This is a genomic window from Pedococcus sp. P1_H8 (assembly GCF_056405175.1).
The window spans coordinates 152,231-166,458 of record NZ_JBFUCP010000009.1 but is presented as its reverse complement, the minus strand read 5'-3'; the positions used below and the strand labels follow the sequence as shown (position 1 = coordinate 166,458).

General features: G+C 71.0%; 16 protein-coding genes. 4 read left to right on the top strand and 12 right to left on the bottom strand.

Features of this window, described 5'->3' with window-relative positions; all coding sequences use genetic code 11:
- Window positions 1-2: 2 nt before the first annotated feature.
- On the bottom strand, window positions 3-191 hold the full coding sequence (locus AC1DYG_RS14880) for a heme biosynthesis protein HemY (protein WP_477640636.1): 189 nt from the start codon (window positions 189-191) through the stop codon (window positions 3-5).
- 102 nt (window positions 192-293) lie between these two features.
- Between AC1DYG_RS14880 and AC1DYG_RS14875 the strand changes: the two genes are divergently transcribed.
- Entirely contained in the window at window positions 294-776 is a 483-nt protein-coding gene (locus tag AC1DYG_RS14875; RefSeq protein ID WP_477640635.1) for an iron chaperone, read from the top strand.
- On the opposite strand, the gene tsf is transcribed toward AC1DYG_RS14875, so the two are convergent.
- Entirely contained in the window at window positions 742-1,572 is an 831-nt protein-coding gene (tsf, locus tag AC1DYG_RS14870) for a translation elongation factor Ts (RefSeq protein WP_477640634.1), read from the bottom strand. The two genes, AC1DYG_RS14875 and tsf, sit on opposite strands and share 35 nt — an antisense overlap.
- Window positions 1,573-1,638: 66 nt before the next feature.
- A complete protein-coding gene (gene rpsB / locus AC1DYG_RS14865) occupies window positions 1,639-2,652 on the bottom strand; it encodes a 30S ribosomal protein S2 (protein ID WP_477640633.1) in 1,014 nt (337 codons plus the stop codon).
- Between the two features lie 269 nt (window positions 2,653-2,921).
- Between rpsB and AC1DYG_RS14860 the strand changes: the two genes are divergently transcribed.
- The 3 genes from AC1DYG_RS14860 (at window position 2,922) to AC1DYG_RS14850 (ending at window position 6,193) form a co-directional block, all read left to right on the top strand.
- A complete protein-coding gene (locus AC1DYG_RS14860; protein ID WP_477640632.1) occupies window positions 2,922-4,205 on the top strand; it encodes an MFS transporter in 1,284 nt (427 codons plus the stop codon).
- A 39-nt stretch (window positions 4,206-4,244) separates the two neighbouring features.
- Window positions 4,245-5,402, top strand: a complete 1,158-nt coding sequence (locus AC1DYG_RS14855; protein ID WP_477640631.1) for a pyridoxal phosphate-dependent aminotransferase — start codon at window positions 4,245-4,247, stop codon at window positions 5,400-5,402.
- Window positions 5,403-5,515: 113 nt separating this feature from the next.
- Complete coding sequence (locus tag AC1DYG_RS14850; RefSeq protein ID WP_477640630.1) at window positions 5,516-6,193, top strand: M23 family metallopeptidase; 678 nt, start codon at window positions 5,516-5,518, stop codon at window positions 6,191-6,193.
- Here the strand turns inward: AC1DYG_RS14850 and AC1DYG_RS14845 are convergent.
- From AC1DYG_RS14845 to lepB (AC1DYG_RS14805), 9 genes are all read right to left on the bottom strand, one after another.
- Entirely contained in the window at window positions 6,175-7,002 is an 828-nt protein-coding gene (locus tag AC1DYG_RS14845) for a DUF3152 domain-containing protein (protein WP_477640629.1), read from the bottom strand. The genes AC1DYG_RS14850 and AC1DYG_RS14845 overlap by 19 nt on opposite strands.
- A gap of 136 nt (window positions 7,003-7,138) precedes the next feature.
- Complete coding sequence (locus AC1DYG_RS14840; protein WP_477640628.1) at window positions 7,139-8,053, bottom strand: tyrosine recombinase XerC; 915 nt, start codon at window positions 8,051-8,053, stop codon at window positions 7,139-7,141.
- Between the two features lie 51 nt (window positions 8,054-8,104).
- The gene (gene dprA, locus AC1DYG_RS14835; RefSeq protein ID WP_477640627.1) at window positions 8,105-9,208 is read right to left on the bottom strand and encodes a DNA-processing protein DprA; all 1,104 of its coding nucleotides are present in this window, start codon (window positions 9,206-9,208) and stop codon (window positions 8,105-8,107) included.
- On the bottom strand, window positions 9,205-10,743 hold the full coding sequence (locus tag AC1DYG_RS14830) for a YifB family Mg chelatase-like AAA ATPase (protein WP_477640626.1): 1,539 nt from the start codon (window positions 10,741-10,743) through the stop codon (window positions 9,205-9,207). The genes dprA and AC1DYG_RS14830 overlap by 4 nt, the downstream gene beginning before the upstream one ends.
- Complete coding sequence (locus AC1DYG_RS14825; protein ID WP_477640625.1) at window positions 10,740-11,111, bottom strand: YraN family protein; 372 nt, start codon at window positions 11,109-11,111, stop codon at window positions 10,740-10,742. The genes AC1DYG_RS14830 and AC1DYG_RS14825 overlap by 4 nt, the downstream gene beginning before the upstream one ends.
- A 168-nt stretch (window positions 11,112-11,279) precedes the next feature.
- A complete protein-coding gene (locus AC1DYG_RS14820; RefSeq protein WP_140741572.1) occupies window positions 11,280-11,597 on the bottom strand; it encodes a DUF2469 domain-containing protein in 318 nt (105 codons plus the stop codon).
- A complete protein-coding gene (locus AC1DYG_RS14815) occupies window positions 11,594-12,370 on the bottom strand; it encodes a ribonuclease HII (protein WP_477640624.1) in 777 nt (258 codons plus the stop codon). Before AC1DYG_RS14815 ends, AC1DYG_RS14820 begins: the two co-directional genes overlap by 4 nt.
- A gap of 3 nt (window positions 12,371-12,373) precedes the next feature.
- Window positions 12,374-13,348, bottom strand: coding sequence for a signal peptidase I (lepB, locus tag AC1DYG_RS14810; RefSeq protein ID WP_477640623.1), 975 nt, complete (start codon window positions 13,346-13,348; stop codon window positions 12,374-12,376).
- Window positions 13,349-13,470: 122 nt separating this feature from the next.
- Window positions 13,471-14,214 carry a signal peptidase I gene (gene lepB / locus AC1DYG_RS14805; RefSeq protein WP_477640622.1) on the bottom strand — a complete coding sequence of 248 codons (744 nt, stop codon included), beginning with the start codon at window positions 14,212-14,214 and terminating at the stop codon, window positions 13,471-13,473.
- Between the last annotated feature and the right edge of the window lie 14 nt (window positions 14,215-14,228).

The window sequence follows — 14,228 nt, the reverse complement described above, 5'->3', positions numbered from 1 at the left end:
GGTCAGAAACCCGCGTTCCGCAGCATGAACTCGGTGTCCGTGTCGCGTCCACCGCGCGGATCGGGACCGGGGTCGACATCATGAGTCGTCGTCATGTCCTCGGGCGCGACCCGCTCGGGCAGGTGACTGAAGTCCGGCTGCACCCGAGCACGCTCGGGCGCGGGTGGCGTGTGCTTCGTTCGTCTCCCCATGGGGTGAGTATGCGCCAGAAGTGATCAGTTTTCGAGAAGCGCCCGGGGTGCCCGCGCTCCGAGAATGGTCTCGACAGCCCACCACGACCCGGGAGGACCCCGATGCCAACCACGACGAAGACCACCGCGAAGACGACAGCGAAGAAGGCGACGACGACGGCTGCGACGAGGACCGCCGGCAGCAAGAGCGGGTTCACCGCCGACGAGCGCGCCGCCATGAAGGAACGCGCCAAGGAGGCCAAGGGCGCCGGTGGCGAGCAGGACCTGCTCGAGAAGATCGCCGAGATGCCCCCGGAGGACCGCGAGCTGGCCGAGCGCCTCCACGCGATCATCACCAAGGCGGCTCCGCACCTCGAGGCCTCGACCTGGTACGGCATGCCCGCCTACAAGCGCGACGGCAAGGCGGTCGCGTTCTTCAAGCCCGCCAGCAAGTTCAAGGCGCGGTACGCCACGTTCGAGTTCAACGACAGCGCGAAGCTGGACGACGGCGACATGTGGCGCCCCTCACCAACCGGTGAGGGGCCTCGTCGTGGACGTGCGTGGAGCGTGGTCAGCCGCCGACGCGGTAGCGGACGAAGGAGGTGACCTTCGTGCCGGCCTCGGCGAGGACCTTCTCGACGGTCTTCTTGGCGTCCTTGGCGAACGGCTGCTCGACCAGGACGTTCTCCTTGAAGAAGCCGTTCACGCGACCCTCGACGATCTTGGGCAGGGCAGCCTCGGGCTTGCCCTCCTCCTTGGCCGTGGCCTCGGCAACGCGACGCTCCTGCTCGACGGTGGCCGGGTCGACCTCGTCACGGGTCAGCACGGTCGGGCTGAACGCCGCGATGTGCATGGCCACGTCACGAGCGAGCTGCTCGTCGCCACCCTCGGCGCCGACCAGCACACCGATCTGGGCGGGCAGGTCGGGGCTGGTCTTGTGCAGGTAGGACACGACGACCGGGGCCTCGACGCGGGACACGCGCTTGACCTCGATCTTCTCGCCGATGGTCGCGTTCGCGTTGTCGAGCAGCTCCTGGACGGTGGAACCGTCCTCGAGCGAGCTCTTGAGCAGCGCGTCCGCGTCGGCCGCACCGGAGGCGACGCTCTGGGCGAGGACCTCGGCGGCCAGGGCGATGAACTTCTCGCTCTTGGCCACGAAGTCGGTCTCGCACAGGACCTCGACGAGGGTGCCCACGCCGTCACCGGCCTGGGCAGCGACCAGTCCGTTGGACGTGGTGCGGCCCTCACGCTTGGTGACGCCCTTGAGGCCCTTCACGCGAAGGATCTCGGTGGCCTTGTCACGGTCGCCGTCGGCTTCGTCGAGCGCCTTCTTGACGTCGAGCATGCCGGCGCCCGTGGACCCACGCAGGGCCTTGATGTCAGCGGCGGTGTAGTTCGCCATAGATGTTTCTCAGCTCTTTTCTAGCAAGGTGGCCATGCCGTCAGGCAAGGATGCGGACAGGTGGGCTCAGGCCTTGGCCGGGGCCTCGGCAGCGGCCTCGGGAGCAGCGGTCTCCTCGGCGGCCGGTGCCTCGGGGGCAGCGGTCTCCTCGGTGGCGGCAACAGCCTCGGGGGCCGTGGTCTCCTCGGCGGCAGGCGCCTCGGTGGCCTCGGCGACGGGCGCCTCGACGGGAGCAGCCTCAGTCGCGTCGGCGGCAGCGGTCGCGCCGGCCTCCGGTGCGGCAGCCGCGGCGGTCTCGGCGGCGTCGCCACCGAGCAGCTCGCGCTCCCACTCGGCCATCGGCTCGTCACCGGCGACGACACCCTCGGCCTGCTCGCCGGACTTGCCGGAGCTGCGGGCGATGAGGCCCTCGGCCACGGCGTCGGCGATGACGCGGGTCAGCAGGGTGACGGAGCGGATCGCGTCGTCGTTGCCGGGGATCTTGTAGTCGACCTCGTCGGGGTCACAGTTGGTGTCGAGGATGGCAATGACCGGCAGGCCGAGCTTGCGCGCCTCGAACACCGCGAGGTGCTCCTTCTTGGTGTCCACGATCCACACGGCCGAGGGGACCTTGGCCATGTTGCGGATGCCGCCGAGGGTCTTCTCGAGCTTGTCCTTCTCCCGCTTGAAGATCAGGAGTTCCTTCTTGGTGTAGCCCGACCCTGCGACGTTGTCGTAGTCGAGCTCCTCGAGCTCCTTGAGGCGCGTGAGGCGCTTGGAGATCGTGTTGAAGTTGGTGAGCATGCCACCAAGCCAGCGGTGGTTGACGTAGGGCATCCCGACCCGGGTCGCCTGCTCGGCGATGGGCTCCTGGGCCTGCTTCTTCGTGCCGACGAAGAGGATGGAACCGCCGTGGGCGACCGTCTCCTTGACGAACTCGAAGGCGTTGTTGATGTAGGTCAACGACTGCTGCAGGTCGATGATGTAGATGCCGTTGCGCTCGGTCATGATGAAGCGCTTCATCTTGGGGTTCCAGCGACGGGTCTGGTGCCCGAAGTGGACGCCGCTCTCGAGGAGCTGGCGCATGGTAACGACGGCCATGCCGTGTCTCCTTGGTTCGTTGTCAGTTGCGTCGGTATGCCGCATGGGTGCGACTACCTGCCTGGCGCCTGCAACGCACCCCACCGGCATACTCACCGGACTGCTGTGGTGCGCCCCCGTTTCGTCGGCGAGCCGAGTCAGCGGGCGGAAGACGCGCGAAGTAGGTCTGCGTGTGCGAACACACGTGGACCGCCGACCATCGTACGTGCTGACGGGCCCGGCAGCGAAATCCGCCGGGGTCCCCTCCCGTGGCCCTAGGTTGGTCGGTCGTGAGCAGGCTCAGCCCGATCGTCGACGTCGTCGCCCCACCGCGGCTCGGCCGCAGCTTCCGCTGGCTGCTCGCGTCCTCGTGGGTGAGCAACATCGGCGACGGGATCGCCCTGGCCGCGGGGCCGCTGCTGGTGGCCTCGCAGACCCGCAACGCGGTGCTGGTGGCCCTCGCCGCCGTGCTGCAGCGACTGCCCTGGCTCCTGTTCGGCCTCTGGGCCGGAGCCGTCGCCGACCGGCTCGACCGGCGTCGCGTGGTCATCGTCGCCGACCTGCTGCGCACCCTCGTCGTCGCAGGCCTCAGCGTGACCATCGTGACCGGACAGGTCTCGATCGGGCTCGTGCTGGCCACGATGTTCGTCTACGGCGTGGCCGAGGTGTTCGCGGACACCACGACGGGCACGCTGCTGCCGATGCTGGTGGACAAGCCCGACCTCGGCATCGGGAACGCCCGCATCCAGGCGGGGTTCCTCACGGCCAACCAGCTCGTCGGGCCGCCCCTGGGCGCGTTCCTCTTCGCCGCGGGCATGGCCTGGCCCTTCGTGGCCCAGGTGCTCTGCGTGGCCCTCAGCGTCGTCCTGGTGGCCAGGATCGCCACTCCCGCCGGCGGGGTCCGGGGCGTTCCGGACACCCATGTCCGTCGCGACATCGCGGACGGCCTGCGCTGGATCCGGGGGCACGCGCCAGTGCGCACCCTCGCACTGGTGATCTTCGCGTTCAACATCACGTGGGGGGCGGCCTGGTCCGTCCTGGTGCTGTACTCCCTGGACCGCCTCCACCTGGGCGAGGTCGGGTTCGGCCTGCTGACCACCGCCGCGGCCGCGGGTGGGCTGGTGAGCACCGGCGCGTACGGCTGGCTCGAGCGCCGCATCTCCCTCGCGACGCTCATGCGCGGCTGCCTGCTGCTGGAGGTCCTGACCCACCTGGCCCTCGCCCTAACCACGGTCGGGTGGCTCGCCATCGCGATCATGGTGGTCTTCGGTGGCTACGCCTTCGTCTGGGGCACGGTGTCCCAGACGGTTCGCATGCGAGCCGTGCCGCAGGACTTCCAGGGCCGCGTCGGCAGCGTCTACGTCGTGGGCCTGTTCCTCGGGCTGGTCGTCGGACAGGGCTTGGGCGGCGTCATCGCCGAGCAGTGGGGGCTCGCGGCGCCGTTCTGGTTCGCCTTCGCGGGGTCCGGGGTCACGCTCGCCCTCGTCTGGCGCCAGCTGGGCCACATCGCCCACGCCGACGAGTCGCACGATGCCTCGCCCACCGACGACGACCACGCCGAAGGTCACGGCTAGGTCCGCCGCCCACCCGGCCACGCGGCATACCCTCGGGCCATGGCCCGACCGCCCGGCAAACCCTCGCTTGCGCCCTTCGGCACCACGATCTTCGCCGAGATGACGGCTCTGGCCACCGAGCACGGCGCCGTCAACCTCGGTCAGGGCTTCCCCGACACCGACGGGCCGCGGGCGATGCTCGACGCGGCCAAGGCGGCCATCGACGGCGGCCGCAACCAGTACCCGCCTGGCCCCGGCGTCCCCGAGCTGCTCGACGCCGTCGCCGCCCACCAGACGCGCTTCTACGGCCTCACTCTCGACCCGCGCTCCGAGGTGCTGGTCACCGTCGGCGCCACCGAAGCCATCGCCGCGACCATCCTCGCCCTGTGCGAACCAGGGGACGAGGTGGTCACCTTCGAGCCCTACTACGACTCGTATGCCGCGTCGATCGCCTTGGCGGGCGCAGTGCGGCGCACGTCGGTGCTGCGGTTCCCCGACTTCGCGGTCGACGAGGAGTCGCTGCGTGCGGCCTTCTCGTCGCGCACCCGACTCGTGCTTCTGAACACTCCACACAACCCGACGGGCAAGGTCTTCAGTCGGGCCGAGCTCGAGCTGATCTGTTCTCTCGCAAGGGAGTTCGACGCCTGGGTGGTCACCGACGAGGTCTACGAGCATTTGGTCTTCGGCGACGCGGTCCATGTGCCCGTCGCGACCCTGCCGGAGATGTGGGAGCGCACCCTGACCATCTCGTCGGCCGGCAAGACCTTCTCCGCGACCGGGTGGAAGGTCGGTTGGGTGTCCGGCCCCGCGGCTGCAGTGGCAGCGGTACGCGCGGTCAAGCAGTTCCTCACCTTCGTGGGGTCCGGGCCCTTCCAGCCCGCCGTCGCGGTCGCCCTCGGTCTCGACGACGAGGTGTATGCCGGGCTGTCGCGCTCGCTGGAGGGCAAGCGAGACCTGCTCGTCGCCGGACTGCGGTCGGCGGGGTTGGAGGTGTCGGTGCCCGGCGGGACGTACTTCGTGGTGGCCGACGCCGCTCCTCTGGGGGCCAAGGACGCCCTCGCCTTCTGCCGTGAGCTGCCACGGCGCGCGGGGGTGGTGGGTGTGCCCGTGTCGGTCTTCCACGACGACGTGGAGGCCGCGAGGACGCTGGTGCGGTTCGCGTTCTGCAAGCGGGACGAGGTGCTCCACGAGGCCGTGGAGCGGCTGACCCGGCTGTAGCCGAAGGCCGAGTATCGGCACCCTTCGTCCACGTGGCCGGCCGCGGCCCGACCTTGTCCACAGTCGTCCGGGCATCACCAGCGCCCCTGGGATTCTGCGGTGATGGTGGGTGGATGAATCCCCTCGCCGTTCTCCTCCCCGCCTCGGCCCTGGTCCTCCCGCTCTCGGCCCTGGTCCTCGCCGGCACCACGGTCTCGACGCCTCCTCCCGACCGCCCGGAGTCGACCGTCCAGGCAGCGCCGCCGTTCGAGACGCCGCCCTCGACGTCTGCCGCCCCGGACCAAGGGGCGCCGTCCGCGGCCCCGACCCTGCCTGCCGCCAGGGCGCCGGGCTCCCCCGGGCTGCTCGGCCGGTGGACCTGGCCGCTCCAGCCGCGGCCGGCCCTCGTCCGGCCGTTCCTGCGACCAGCCACGACGTACGGCGCCGGGCACCGCGGCGTGGATCTCGCAGGGGCGTCAGGGCAGGAGGTCCGCGCGGTGGAGGCAGGAGTGGTGACCCATGTTGGCAGCATCGCGGGTCGCGGCACCGTGAGCGTGCTCCACGCGTCGGGCATCCGTTCCACCTACGAGCCGCTGGCACCCGAGGTGGTGACAGGCTCGGCGGTGGCGCGCGGAGGCGTCCTGGGGCGACTGCAGGAGACCGGCTCACACTGCGTCCCCGCGCTGTGCCTGCACCTCGGCGCGATCCGAGGCGACACCTACCTCGACCCCATGGTGTTCCTGCAGGGCGGCCAGCGAGTGCGCCTGCTGCCAATGCGTCAGTTGCCGCTCGGTCAGGCGCCCGAGGGGTAGGGCCAGGGTTTGCAGCCACCGAGGTCGAGGGTCTGCTGCACCATCACGGGGGCGCGTTTGCCCTTGCCGGGGCACGTCCGGTGCTGGTGACCCAGGCCGTGGCCGACTTCGTGGTTGACCTGGTAGACACGGTAGAGCGCCACATCGGAGCCGTAGCTGTCGTCACCGAGAGCCCACCGGCGGAAGTTGAGCACCGACCGCTCGCCGTTCCAGCACGAGACCTGTGACAGGGTCCGCATCGGAGCGCACAGCCTGTCGGTCAGGCCCGGGCTCGCCAGCGTGACCCGCACGTCCACGTGGGCGCCCGCGGCCGCCTGCTGAGGTGTGACGTTGACGAAGCGGACACCGTCGACCTTCTGCCACCCCTGGGGATCGAGCAGCACGGACTGGATCGTCGAACCCACCTGAGCCGGGTCGACACCCAACCCGCCCTCGATCTCCACCGTGTACTTGACGGTCCGCCCGGAGGTCGCCACGGGAGTCTGGGGCACCGAGACGACCGTGATCTTGCCCGTGCCGTTCTGCGGAACCTCGACAGCACCCGCCGCAGCTGTCTCGGTCGTCGCCGAGCCGTCCTCGTTGTTGGTCGTCCGGGACGCTGCCGGGGAAGGTTTCGCGGAAGCGGTGATGCGAGAGGCAGAGCCTGCACTGACCGGGGTCGGGTCGACCCGAGTGGTCAGCCGCACGGTCATCACGACCACGAGAAGGAGGATGACGGTGCCGGCGATGGTACGACGGAGCCGCACCTGCCGACTCGGGCGGCGGCGGTGCCGAGGTTGCTTGCGGGTCCCCCGCGAGTCCTCACTCACGCGCTGGCACTGCTCCTCTCGGGGCTGCAGACCACCTCGGTCCGACGGACGACTCTCGCGCCCATCTTCCCCCCTCGGGGTGGCTCGAGGACCGCGGCACGCCCGGCTGTCGACCGCCGTGAACTCGACACCGTCGTCACGCACGCGGATGCGCCTGCCGGTAGGACTGCTTGAGCCGGTCGACGGAGACGTGCGTGTAGATCTGGGTGGTGGCCAGCGACGCGTGGCCGAGCAGCTCTTGGACGAGCCGCAGGTCAGCTCCCCCTTCGAGCAGGTGGGTGGCCGCACTGTGGCGCAGCCCGTGCGGGCCGAGGTCCGGCGCGTTCGGCACGTGTTCGAGCAGGGAGTGCACTGCGGCCCTGATCTGTCGTGGGTCGGCCCGACGACCCCGACGCCCCAGAAGCAGGGCCGGACCGCTGCCTTCCGCTGCCACCTGTGGTCGTCCGAGCGCGAGCCAGGCCTGAACTGCCTCCCGCGCCGGGCCTCCGAAGGGCACCGTCCGCTCCTTGCCACCCTTGCCCATCACGCGCACGACTCCGCGGTCGAGATCGAGGTCGTCGATATCGAGGGCAGTGAGCTCGCCGACGCGGATCCCGCTGGCGTACAGGAGCTCCAACGCGGCTCGATCGCGCAGGTGCATCGAGTCCTGGTCGTCGCTGGCCACCGCGGCCACGTCCATGAGGGCGGTCGCGTCGGACTGCCGCAGCACCTCGGGGAGGTGCCCGGCGCGCTTGGGTGCGGCCAGCCGCAATGAGGGATCGTGCTCTATCCGCCCGGTGCGCGCGGCCCAGCCAAGGAAGGTCCGGGCTGCGGCAGACCGCCGCGCGATCGTGGAGCGCGCGGCCCCGGACTCAGCCTGGGCCGCCAGCCAACCACGCAGGTCACGCAACCCCACCTCGGCGAGGTCGGTCATCTCGCACTCGGTCGCGAGGAACTCGACCAGACCGCGCAGGTCGCCGAGATAGGCCCGAGTGGTGTGCTCCGACCGACCTCGCTCGCTGCGCAGGTGGCGCTCGAACGCGGCAAGCGTCTGCGCCGTGGACTGACTCACGCCGTCACCGTCGCAAACGCAGCGACGCGGCACAAGCCGCCACCCCGCAGCTCACCGGGGCACTGCGGGTTTACGCCAGCCACCTCCGGCGCGGAGCGCAAGTCCGGCGACGTCGAGGACACCCAACGCGCTACGGACCTCGTGGGAGGCGAGCCCGCACCGGCGGGCCAGATCCTCGGCGCTGACGGCGTTGCGCGTCGGGAGCGCGGCCAGGACGGCCTGGTGGCTGGGCGACAGGTCGTCGGCCCGCTCCGAAGGCCCCCGCTTGCGGGGGGCCAGCTCCCCGATGGGACCCACCTCCTCAGCCACCTCGGCCGCATCGGTGACCAGGGTGGCGCCGTCACGGATCAGCTCGTGGCACCCCGCCGACACCGCGGAGGACACCGGTCCCGGCACTGCGCAGACGACCCTCAGGTGCTCCCCCGCCAGCCGCGCCGTGTTGCGGGAGCCGCTGCGCAGACCCGCCTCGGCGACGACCGTGCCCTGGGTGAGCGTGGCAATGAGCCGGTTGCGGCTGAGGAAGCGCCATTTGGTGGGAGCGGATCCCGGCGGCACCTCGCTGACCACGAGACCAGTCGCACGGATGCGGTCCAGGAGCCCGGCGTGGCCGCTCGGATAGGGCCGTTCGATGCCACCAGCCACGAAGGCGATGGTCACCCCGTCCACGGCGAGGGCGCCCTCGTGCGCAGCACCGTCGATGCCGTACGCCGCACCGGACACGACCGTGAAGTCGCGTTCGGCCAGGCCCGCGGCGAGGTCCTTGGCCACATGGACGCCGTAGCCCGTGGCGGCGCGCGCGCCGACGATCGAGACGCTGCGGACCGCCGCCTCCGCGAGGTCTGCCGGTCCGTGGAGCCACAGGCACAGCGGTGGCGCGGCCAGGTCCTCGAAGCCCCGTGGCCACTCGTCGTCGCCCGGGATGATGATGCGGGCGCCCAACCGCTGAGCGATCTCGAAGTCGCGGTCGACGTCGAGCCCGGGGAGCCGCCCCGCCATCCTCGCGCCGACGGGCGTGTCGGGGCCCATGGTGTGCAACGCCTCCTCCGCACCGGCCGCCGCGATCCGGGCCGCAACGTCAGCGTCGCCGGGTTCGACCAGTCGCGCCCAGGCCACCCGTGCCGCGCGTTCACCTCGGCGGGTCAGTGGTGCCGTCACGCCGCCACCGGCCCCTGGTTGCGCAAGGCCAGGGCGGTGCCCAGGTCGTCGCGCACCGGCGTGCTGCGCCCGCCGAGGTCGGCGAGGGTCCACCCGACTCGCAGCACCCTGTCGTAGCCCCGCAAGGTGAGCTGCGCGCGATCCAGCGCTCGGTCGATGTCGACGGTGGCCGACTTGGGCAGCCGCCACCGCCCACGCCGCAGCTGGGAGCCGGGGACCTCGCTGTTGACGCGCCACGACGTCGAGCTCCATCGCTGCGCCTGCGCGCCCCGCGCCTCCCGCACCCGGGCGGCCACCACCGCGCTGCTCTCGCCGGTCAGACCTGCGAGCGAGGCCCGGGTCACCGCAGGCACGTGCACCTGCAGGTCGACCCGGTCGAGCAGGGGCCCTGACAGGCGGCCTATGTAGCCGCGCTTGGCCATGGGGGTGCAGGCACAGCCGATCCCCTTGCCGAAGCCCATCCCACAGGGACACGGGTTCGCGGCCATGACCAGCTGGAACCGTGCCGGGAAACGCACGGTGGCCCGGGCCCTCGAGACGACGACGTGGCCGGACTCCAACGGTTGGCGCAGTGCCTGGAGGGCCTGGGTCTTGAACTCCGGAGCCTCGTCGAGGAACAGCACCCCGTGGTGGGCCTGCGAGATCGCTCCGGGTCGCACGGCACTGCTGCCGCCGCCGATGATGGCTGCCTGGGTGGCGCTGTGGTGCGGGGCGACGAAGGGGGGCAGCCCCTCGACGTCGAGCTCGGCTGCCGTCACGCCCAGCAGGGAGCGCACCGCCAGCACGTCGATTGACTGCTCGCGGCTGAGCCGGGGCAGGATCGAGACCAGGCGTTCGGCGAGCATCGTCTTGCCCGAGCCGGGTGGCCCCAGCAGGAACAGGTGGTGACCGCCCGCGGCGGCCAGCTCGAGCGCTGTCCTGGCCTCGCCCTGACCGACGACGTCGGCGAGGTCCGGCGGATCCGCTCGAGCCACGGCTGGCGCGATCGCCGAGTCCGGAACACCCAGGCCCAGGGTTTCGGACCCCCCGGAGTAGGCCGAAATGAGATCGGCGAGGTGGCTGACGGCATGCACTCGGATGTCGGGCACCAGCCGTGCCTCGGCTGCGTTGGCCACGGGCACCACGACGTCCCGGCACCCGGCCCGGGCTGCGGACAGGACCGCCGGCAGCACTCCGCGGACCGGGCGGACCGAACCGTCGAGCCCGAGCTCACCGAGGTGCACGACATCTCGCACCCGCTCGGGAGGCACCATCGCGAGCGCTGCCACGACGGCCACGGCGATCGGCAGGTCGAACCCGCTGCCGTTCTTGGGGATCGACGCCGGAGACAGGTTGACCGTGAGGCGGTCCTGGGCCAGCGACCTGCCGATGCTCGCCGCCGCGGCCTTCACCCGGTTGGGTGACTGCGCGCAGGCCGTGTCGGGCAGCCCACCCAGCATGAACGCCGGCAGGCCCCCCGACAGGTGGGCCTCGACCTCCACCATGGCCCCCGCCAGCCCCTCCAAGGTCACGGACCGGGTCCGCCCGAAGGTCATCCGCCGACCCCCTTGACGTGCCTGAGCCGGGCCGGGCCGGCCACCGGGCGCAGGATGCCGATCACGTCGATCCGGATCCGGCCGGGGTGCTCGTCGTGGGCCTGCAGCCACGCGGACGCGAGCCGTCGCAGCCGGGAGGCCTTGCGCCAGTCCACGGCCTCGACAGGGGCGCCGAACCGCTGGGTCCGGCGTGTCTTGACCTCACAGAAGACGAGGCAGTCGCCGTCCCTGGCCACCAGGTCGATCTCGCCGCGGGCGCATCGCCAGTTGCGGTCGATGACCGCCACCCCGCGCTCCCTCAGGTAGCGCTCGGCCAGTCGCTCGCCATACTCCCCCAGCGCCCTCCGCGGATCTGTCTGGTGTGCCATGCCCCAAGCCAAGCCGCGTGCCCATCCCGCTGACAGCAGCATCGCGTCGGACTGTGGACCGGGCCGACCCACCCGGCCGCCCTGTGGGTGCTGACTCCCGATACGGCGCCGCTCCTGCCGCTGTCGCGCGCTCAGCCACCGTGGCTGGCCGCCCCGCCCGTCTGGGACCTAGAAGCCCTGCCCCTTGGGCAGCTCGAGGTCGGACTTGGCCAGCTCCTCGACGTTCACGTCCTTGAACGTCACGACCCGCACCTGCTTGGCGAACCGCGCCGGCCGGTAGATGTCCCACACCCAGGCGTCGGCCATCGTCACGTCGAAGTACACCTCGCCACCGTCGGAACGCACCTTCACGTCCACGGAGTTGCACAGGTAGAAGCGACGTTCGGTCTCCACCACGTGGGAGAACAGCCCCACGACATCGCGGTACTCCCGATAGAGCTGCAGCTCCATCTCGCTCTCGTACTTCTCCAGGTCCTCTGAACTCATCGCGCACTCATCTCCACCTGCGTCACGTCGGGTGCACCCTTCGCACCCTGCCCTGCCCGATCGCCGAGACCAGTCCCATCATCTCCCGAGATGCCGGGGAGCCGCCATGACCTGCGGTGCAGGTCGGTGGCGCCGAAGGCCTCCAGCGCCGCGAGGTGCTCCGGCGCGGCATACCCCTTGTTCTCGTCCCAGCCATAGGCCGGGTGGTCGGGGGCGGCGGCCACCATCATCGCGTCGCGCTCCACCTTGGCCAGGACCGACGCGGCGGCCACGGACGAGCACTTGAGGTCGGCCTTGATCATCGTCGTGACCGGCGGGGCGAGTGGCGCGGACTCGGACGCGAAGGCGAACAGCCCCACCTCGTCGGGCGCCGTGAGCCAGTCGTGGTTGCCGTCGAGGATGACGAGGTCGGGTACGACGTCCACGGCGGCGAGCGCGCGGCACCCCGCCAGGCGCAGCGCGGCGATGATCCCCAGCTCGTCGATCTCGTCGGGAGAGGCGTGGCCGACGGCATACGTCAGGGCCCACCGCCGGATCCGAGGCACCATCGCGACCCGCGCCGCGGGCGTGAGCAGCTTGGAGTCCTTCACGCCGGCAGGCGCGCTGCGACAGGTCTCATCGATGAGGACCACGCCGACGCTCACGGGGCCCGCGAGGGCGCCACGGCCCACCTCGTCCATGCCGGCGAGGATGCGGTGCCCGTCTCGCTGGAGCTGACGTTCGACCCGCAGGTTGGGTTTGCGACTGCGTCGCGCCTCTGGTGCCTGGGCCACTGGTCAGCCCGATCCGTCCGGGGCGTCGGTGCCGCCCACCTCGCCGCCGCCCTGACCGTCTGCGCCCCCGTCGGACCCGCCTGTCGGGGAACCGCCCTCGCCCGKCGGCGCATCGGCGCCGCCGGCGTCGGGAGCGGGCACGGTCGCGAAGGTGGCCTTGGGGTTGGACAGCCAGGTCAGGTGGTCCAACGGCCAGACCAGGGCCACCGCACGGCCCACGATGAGGCGCTCGTCGACCGAACCCTGACTGCCGTCGTTCTCCGGACCGTCGTGGGCGCGTGAGTCGGCGGAGTTGGAGCGGTGGTCGCCCATCACCCAGACGCGGCCGCTCGGCACCGTGATGTCGAAGTCCTGCTCACTCGCCGCGTCGCCCGGCTTGAGGTAGGGCTCCTTGATGGCGGTGCCGTTGATGGTGATCCGGCCACCCTCGTCACAGCAGACGACGTGGTCGCCCGGCAGCCCGATGACGCGCTTGATGAGGTGGTTCTCGGCGTTGTCGGGCAACAGCCCGACGAAGGTCAGGGTGTCGCTGACGATCTGCCCCAGCGCTCCGTGCTTGACCGGGGTGGTGGCGTCGAGCCACTGGCCGGGGTCGGCGAACACGATGATGTCGCCGCGTTGGAGGTCGATCGGGCCCGGGGTCAGCTTGCTGACGATGACGCGGTCGTTGAGGACGAGGGTGTCCTCCATGGACCCCGACGGGATGTAGAACGCCTGGAGCAGCCACGTCTTGACGATGAAGGACAGCACCAGCGCCATCCCCACGACGATCGCGAACTCCCTGATGGCGGCACCGAGCACCGCCAGGCCGCCCACCGGCGCCTCGTCGGCATGGCGTTCCTTGCGGGATTCCGTGGATGCCGTGGACGCTGAGGACGCTGAGGACGCCGTGGACGCGCTTGACGCCTCCGGCTCGACGAACTCGTCGGTTTCGGCCTCGGGGTCGTGGCGCAGCCACGCCGGGTCAGTGGATCCCACCTGCTGTTCCTTTTTCCTCGCATCGACCGCATCGACCTGATCGACATGATCGACCTCAGCGGCCCGCGGGGGCTCCGCGTCGTAGCCCAGCCATCCAGCGTCGCCGTCGCGCGTGTTGCCACTCACGGGGCACCGACACGGGGGATGTCGGCCAACGCCTCCGGAGTGTCGAAGCCACCGAGGCGCGACAGCGGCCAGTAGGTCGCGCTGGCGCGGCCGATCACGTCGGACAGCCGCACGGTGCCACCGCCGGCGTCGCCGAGGTGGGAGCGGGAGTCCGCGCTGTCGCTGCGGTGGTCGCCCATCACCCAGAGCCGGCCAGCAGGCACGGTGACGTCGAAGGTGAGCTCGCTCGGCTGGTCCCCCGAGAAGAGGTAGGGCTCGGCCAGCGGCGCGCCGTTGACGGTGAGGCGGTGCTGGGCGTCACAACAGACGACGTGGTCGCCGGGCAGGCCGATGACCCTCTTGACGAAGTCCTGCTCACCGAGGTCGAGACCGACCAGGGAGGCCGCGCCGCCCAGTGTCCGTCCGATCAGCCCGTCGTCCTTGTGCGGCTCGCGCTCGGCGGCCGCGAAGCTCGTGGTGCCGTCGAAGACGACGACATCCCCTCGCCGCAGTGAGTCGCCGGAGACCAGCTTGTTGACCAGGATGCGGTCGCCCGGCTCGATCGTCGGCTCCATCGATCCCGAAGGCACGTAGAACGACTGCACGAGAAAACCCCGGACCAGCATCATCACCAGCAGGGCGACACCCGCCAGCAGCAGCCACGAAGGGCCGCCACGTGGGCGTTCCGACGCGACCGCCGCATCAGTCTGGACTGGAGCGGCGGCCGGGTCGTGCTGGGGTGATTCCGGTCCGGGGTTCATCGCATCCGGAGCCT

What these genes read in the sequence shown, in the direction of transcription:
- AC1DYG_RS14880 (WP_477640636.1), bottom strand. Translation starts at nt 191, where the DNA reads ATGGGGAGACGAACGAAGCACACGCCACCCGCGCCCGAGCGTGCTCGG.
- AC1DYG_RS14850 (WP_477640630.1), top strand. Translation starts at nt 5,516, where the DNA reads ATGAATCCCCTCGCCGTTCTCCTCCCCGCCTCGGCCCTGGTCCTCCCG.
- AC1DYG_RS14830 (WP_477640626.1), bottom strand. Translation starts at nt 10,743, where the DNA reads ATGACCTTCGGGCGGACCCGGTCCGTGACCTTGGAGGGGCTGGCGGGG.
- lepB (WP_477640622.1), bottom strand. Translation starts at nt 14,214, where the DNA reads ATGAACCCCGGACCGGAATCACCCCAGCACGACCCGGCCGCCGCTCCA.
- AC1DYG_RS14825 (WP_477640625.1), bottom strand. Translation starts at nt 11,111, where the DNA reads ATGGCACACCAGACAGATCCGCGGAGGGCGCTGGGGGAGTATGGCGAG.
- AC1DYG_RS14855 (WP_477640631.1), top strand. Translation starts at nt 4,245, where the DNA reads ATGGCCCGACCGCCCGGCAAACCCTCGCTTGCGCCCTTCGGCACCACG.
- rpsB (WP_477640633.1), bottom strand. Translation starts at nt 2,652, where the DNA reads ATGGCCGTCGTTACCATGCGCCAGCTCCTCGAGAGCGGCGTCCACTTC.
- AC1DYG_RS14875 (WP_477640635.1), top strand. Translation starts at nt 294, where the DNA reads ATGCCAACCACGACGAAGACCACCGCGAAGACGACAGCGAAGAAGGCG.
- tsf (WP_477640634.1), bottom strand. Translation starts at nt 1,572, where the DNA reads ATGGCGAACTACACCGCCGCTGACATCAAGGCCCTGCGTGGGTCCACG.
- AC1DYG_RS14820 (WP_140741572.1), bottom strand. Translation starts at nt 11,597, where the DNA reads ATGAGTTCAGAGGACCTGGAGAAGTACGAGAGCGAGATGGAGCTGCAG.